At 42.3% G+C, this 5,651-nt stretch carries 4 protein-coding genes and 1 pseudogene; 3 read left to right on the top strand and 2 right to left on the bottom strand.

Translation table 11 applies throughout. The features are described 5' to 3' along the window. Positions 1 to 927: 927 nt before the first annotated feature. Positions 928 to 996 (top strand): annotated as a pseudogene (locus tag RDS42_RS11730) (hypothetical protein); the annotation flags it as partial. A 182-nt stretch (positions 997 to 1,178) separates the two neighbouring features. On the opposite strand, the gene RDS42_RS11725 reads toward RDS42_RS11730, so the two are convergent. Beyond that, the gene (locus RDS42_RS11725; RefSeq protein ID WP_308783823.1) at positions 1,179 to 2,495 is read right to left on the bottom strand and encodes a replication-associated recombination protein A; all 1,317 of its coding nucleotides are present in this window, start codon (positions 2,493 to 2,495) and stop codon (positions 1,179 to 1,181) included. Positions 2,496 to 2,771: 276 nt separating this feature from the next. Between RDS42_RS11725 and RDS42_RS11720 the strand changes: the two genes are divergently transcribed. Both RDS42_RS11720 and RDS42_RS11715 read left to right on the top strand, forming a co-directional pair. Next, the gene (locus RDS42_RS11720; RefSeq protein ID WP_308783822.1) at positions 2,772 to 3,494 is read left to right on the top strand and encodes a phosphatase; all 723 of its coding nucleotides are present in this window, start codon (positions 2,772 to 2,774) and stop codon (positions 3,492 to 3,494) included. 94 nt (positions 3,495 to 3,588) lie between these two features. Then, positions 3,589 to 3,912, top strand: coding sequence for a YerC/YecD family TrpR-related protein (locus tag RDS42_RS11715; protein WP_308783821.1), 324 nt, complete (start codon positions 3,589 to 3,591; stop codon positions 3,910 to 3,912). Between the two features lie 80 nt (positions 3,913 to 3,992). On the opposite strand, the gene RDS42_RS11710 is transcribed toward RDS42_RS11715, so the two are convergent. Continuing rightward, entirely contained in the window at positions 3,993 to 5,633 is a 1,641-nt protein-coding gene (locus tag RDS42_RS11710) for an N-acetylmuramoyl-L-alanine amidase (RefSeq protein ID WP_308783820.1), read from the bottom strand. Between the last annotated feature and the right edge of the window lie 18 nt (positions 5,634 to 5,651).

The following is a 5,651-nucleotide window of genomic DNA, read 5'->3' as shown; positions in this document are numbered from 1 at the left end:
GAAAAGCAGAGAAATCTGTATACGTAAGCTACATTGACGAAGAGACAAAGATGCCTCTTGAAAATGCAATCGAAGAGATCAAGTTAGCAGCAGATGCAACATCTTTTAACACAAGCGTTCTTACAGCAGTACCGGAAGGCTATGAGCTTTGCGCAGTAGGCGACGTATACATTGGCGAAAATGACACTGTAAACGTAGAAGTAAGAAAAGTTGTTACAGAGAGAACAGTATATGTAAGCTATATTGACGAAGAGACAAAGATGCCGTTCGAAAACGGAATCGAAGCAATCAAAGTAGCAGCAGATGCAACAACATTTAACACAAGCGTTCTTACAGCAGTACCGGAAGGCTATGAGCTTTGCGAGGTTGGCGATGTATACATCGGTGAGAACGATACAGTAAATGTAGAAGTAAGAAAATCTGCAGTTCGCGAGAAAGACATCGTGATCGGCTACGTTGATGAAAAAGACGGAACAGAGATCGCAGTTTCTCAGATTACAATTCCTGAGGATGCAACATACTTCAACACAAGTATGCTGACAGATGTACCGGAAGGCTATGAGCTTGTAACTGTTGGAGATATCTGGCTTGGAAGCGCTACTGTAGCAGAAGTTCAGGTTAGAAAGATTGAAAACGTTCAGGATGTTACAGTTCAGTATGTAACTGAGGATGGCGAAGTTGTTGGTACAGGCGCTCTTCAGCTTGATGCAGATGCTACATATGTCAACACAAACGCTCTGACAGATGTTCCGGAAGGATACGTTGTAGCAATTGTTGGTGATCTTCCAATCGAAGATGGCACAGTAGTTGTAACTGTTCGTCTTGCTGAGACAGATCCAACACCAACTCCAGACCCGGATGATCCGACACCAACTCCGGATCCGGATAACAACGACAACAATAATAACAACAATAACAACAACAATAATAACAACAATAACAACAACAATAACAACAACAATAACAACAACAATAACAACAATAACAATAACAACACCAATACAAACCAGAACCAGGCTCAGACTCAGACAAACAATCCGAGAACTGGTGATATGACAAACACAATGCCATTATTTGCTGGATTATTAGGTAGTGGTGCAATGATCGGACTTATTCAGCGTCTCAGAAGAAGAAAAGACGATAAATAATAATTCCATCTCAAAAAAATCGGGGCTCTTTTAAAGAGCTCCGATTTTTTTCATATGTTCTTTTAAAGTTTTTTCATAGCCCATGTCACTAAGTTCATAAAAATGCTGATCCTGAATTTCAGAAGGAAGATATTGCTGATTTACATAATGATTGGGATAATTGTGGGCATATTGGTAGCCAATACCTTTTCCAAGTTTTTCATGTCCTCCGTAATGCGCGTCCTGAAGATGCACAGGAACCGTAGTCTGAGTATTTCTGACAGATTCCATGGCAGCGGAAATTGCATTGACGGCTGAGTTGCTTTTAGGAGCGCAGGCCATATAGGCTGCTGCCTGTGAGAGAATGATCTGGGATTCCGGCATTCCGACTCTTTCTACAGCCTGAGCAGCTGCAGAAGCTACACAAAGAGCCTGAGGATCTGCATTTCCGATATCTTCGGAAGCCAGGATCATGATACGGCGGGCGATAAATTTTACATCTTCTCCGGCATAAAGCATTTTTGCCAGATAATAGACTGCAGCATCCGGGTCTGAACCCCTCATACTTTTAATAAAAGCAGAAATGATATCATAGTGATTATCTCCGTTTTTATCATATCGGATAACACGTTTCTGGATGCATTCTGAGGCAACCTCCAACGTCAGGTGGATTAGTCCATCTTCGCTTTTGGGAGTGGTCAGAATTCCAAGCTCAACAGCATTTAATGCGCTTCTGGCATCTCCGCCTGACATATCTGCAAGAAATTCAAGGGCATCCGGATTTATGACAGCGTTATAATTTCCCATGCCCTTATCACAGTCATGGACAGCCCGGAGGATCAGTTTCTGAATATCTTCATTACTGAGGGCTTTCAGTTCAAAAATAATAGAGCGGGATAAAAGAGCGCCATTGACTTCAAAATAAGGGTTTTCCGTGGTGGCGCCAATAAGGATAATAGTGCCGTCTTCAACAAATGGAAGCAGATAATCCTGCTGGCCTTTGTTAAAACGATGGATCTCATCAATAAACAGGATTGTTTTTTTTCCGTACATTCCCAAACGGTCCTGGGCTTCCTTTACCACGGCTTCCATATCTTTTTTTCCGGCAGAAGTAGCATTGATCTGGGTAAAAGCAGCACTGGTTGTATTGGCGATCACCTTGGCAAGAGTGGTTTTGCCTGTGCCGGGCGGTCCGTAAAAAATAACAGAGGTAAGTTTGTCGGCTTTGATAGCCCGGTATAAAAGTTTGTCTCTGCCTACAATATGTTCCTGTCCGACTACTTCTTCCAGGGTAGTGGGGCGGAGACGGGAAGCCAGAGGGGATTCACGATCCAGGGTTTTTGATTTTGCATATTCAAACAGATCCATGAGTTCATCTCCATTCTTTATAAAATCGAATATTTGTTCTTTCTATAAAATCAAGTATACTTGATATTTCTGAAAAATTCAACTGGCGTGAAAGAGAAATTCCATTGCCGCAGGCAATCCGGAATGAATTTTGGCTTGTTTCTGTGAACGGAGTGAGCAGTAACGAAATTTGGAATGGATTTTGGCGCTTCCGTGTGAATGAAGAGAACAGTAATGACAAAAGAAGTAAAAATACGGTATAATAAATGAGAGAAAAATACAGAACGGAGGTTTTTTATGAGATATAAAGCGTTATTTGATCTGCATACACATACAGTTGCCAGCGGACATGCATACTGCACAATACGGGAAATGGCAAAAGCTGCATCAGAAAAGGGACTGGAGGTTTTGGGAATCACAGAACATGCCCCGGCTATGCCTGGTACCTGTCATAATTTTTATTTTCATAATATGAAAGTGGTACCAAGAGAAATGTATGGAATCCGCCTTTTGATGGGAACAGAATTGAACATTTTAGATACAGACGGAAAGGTGGATCTGGAAGAGAGAGAACTGAAAAATATGGATATCGCTATTGCAAGTCTCCATATTCCCTGTATGAAGCCGGGAACAAAAGAGGAAAATACAGAAGCATATCTGAATGTTATGAAGAATCCCTATGTAAATATTATTGGACATCCGGATGATGGACGTTATCAGGTGGATTACCGTGCTCTTGTTCAGGGAGCAAGAGATTACGGAAAGGTATTGGAACTGAATAATCATTCACTGGAACCTTCCTGCTTTCGTAAAGATGCAAGAGAGAATGACCTGGAAATGCTGAAGCTTTGTATGGAATATCAGGTTCCGGTAGTGATGGACAGTGACGCTCATTTTGATTCAGCTATTGGGGAGTTTCACATGGCAAGAGAACTTTTGGAGGAAATTGATTTTCCTGAAGAACTGGTTTTAAACCATTCCGTGGAAATGCTGAAAAAATATGTAAATAAAAGATTTTAATCTGCTAAATCGTTGAAAAACCTCTTGCTTATCACAGGTTAAAGTGTTAATATTTTATGCAATAATATGACAGTGATTTAAAGGAGCAGAGAATATGGGTAAAAAAATCAGAACGGAAGAGGTGGATCATCTCTTTGAAGCAATTCTTTGTTTGAAAAATAAAGAAGAATGTTACACATTTTTTGAAGATGTGTGCACGATCAATGAACTTCTTTCCCTTTCACAGAGATTTGAAGTTGCAAAGATGCTGACGGATAAGCGTACGTATCTGGATATATCTGAGAAGACAGGTGCATCCACAGCAACTATCAGCCGTGTAAACCGTTCCCTGAACTATGGAAATGACGGATATGAGATGGTTTTTTCCAGAATGAGAGAAAAGGAAGCACAGAAAGAAAAAACAGAAGCAAACGAATGAAAACAGAGCAGCCTGCGGAATGGGTACCGTGGAGCTGCTCTTTTTATGCAATAGGAAAGTAGTATGTTTTATACTGCAAGTCAGTTTTTGTCTGAGGAAGTCATATACTGATATACATCAGAAGAGATCTGCCTGATAGTCTTCTGGGCATCTTCATTGTTTTTGATACAGTTAGAAAGAATACAGATCACATAAGGGCGGCTGCTGTCAAAAACAACAGCGATATCATTTTCAACAAGGACAGGATTTTGATCTTCTGTCATCTCTCCGGTTTTACTGGCAGTTTCGACATCTTTAGGGAGGCCGGAAGGAATCTTGGACTTAAGGTTCTGCTGTTTTAAAAGATCCAGCATTTCTTCAGAGGCCTGCTGATTTACCAGATTTCCTTTATAGATTTCTGTAAGGAGTCTGCAGCAGTCTGAAGCACTGGTGAAATTATTGGCAGTAGAATCTTTTTCCAGAAGTTCTGCCCCCATAGTTGTGCAGGAAAAACTATGAGATTTGCAAAAATCGTTCACAAGCTCCACGCCTTTATTAAAATCTCCATTTCCCAGAAGTTTCACAAGATCATCTGCAGAGAAATTATCATTATCTGTGATCATTCTGCTGAGAAGGGGTTTCAGGCTGGTTTCATAGTCAGAGGAAGGCATTTCAGCATGATCCGGATAGACCAGATATTCAAAAACAGCTCCCATAATAAAGGTTTTGATCAGACCGGCAGATTCCATGGAATCATCTGCGCGAATCGTACTGTAATCATCGGTAACAGGGTCCATAACTGCAATAGACCAGTTTTCCCCTTCTTTTTCCAGTTTGTCTGTGTAGTCTGTTTTCAGCTGCTGGGTCAGATCCTTGAGATGCTGACCTTTTCCGGCATTCTGCGGTTCTACAATGCTGAAATATTCGTCAATGCCGTCTGCAATACCGGATACCATAATGGGGTGATTGGCAGTATTTGTGATATAAAGATCATCTGACTGATTACTCATAAAACCCATTTCCAGGATTGCCACAGGGACAGTGCTCCAGTTGGTCCCGGTCATATTATCCGAAGAGATCACACCTTTGTTTTCCAGCCCGGTAGCCGTACAATAGTGGCTGATAATGCAGGATGCAAGAGTATTGCTTTTTTCGATGATGTCAGAGGAAAGATACTGATTGCCTGAGGTAGGCGCCATGGTCAGAGCGCCTGAGGCAGATGAACTTCCATCGCTGTTGGCATGAATTCGTACGGTAATATCTGCATTCTGTTCAGTGGCAAGTACAGCGCGTTCGCTGTTGCTGATGGCTGTTTCATTATCTGTTCTGGTCATGATCACATGATAGCCTCTTTTGACCAGCTCCTGCTGAAGAAGAAGGGAAACCTGCAGGTTCAGTTCATACTCCGGGACTCCGGAGAAGTTTCCCTGTGTGCCTGAGGTTGCTTTGGGTTTGGTCTGGCTGGAACCAGGAGCCATAGGCTCCGGAGCGCTCATGTCCACGGAAGGTCCCTGATGGCCGGGATCAATAACAACGGTAAAATCACCATCTCCGGCAGCAGGGGAAGCTGCATTGTTGGCTGCGCCCCAGTCCATGCCGGAGGAACTTTCCGAGTCTGACCGGGAAGGACCGATCATAGCCTGTCCTTCTTCGTTTTTGCCGGAGTCAGATGCAGCAGATACCGGAATAGAAAGAGCCGGGATCAGACCACATATAAGAAGTATCTGAAAAATTTTTTTCATAAAAATCGCCTCCCAAAA

The sequence above is a fragment of the uncultured Blautia sp. genome, from assembly GCF_902497045.1.
Classification (GTDB): domain Bacteria; phylum Bacillota; class Clostridia; order Lachnospirales; family Lachnospiraceae; genus Blautia_A.
Note: the sequence above shows the minus strand (reverse complement) of the source record. Positions and strands in the feature narration are given on the sequence as shown.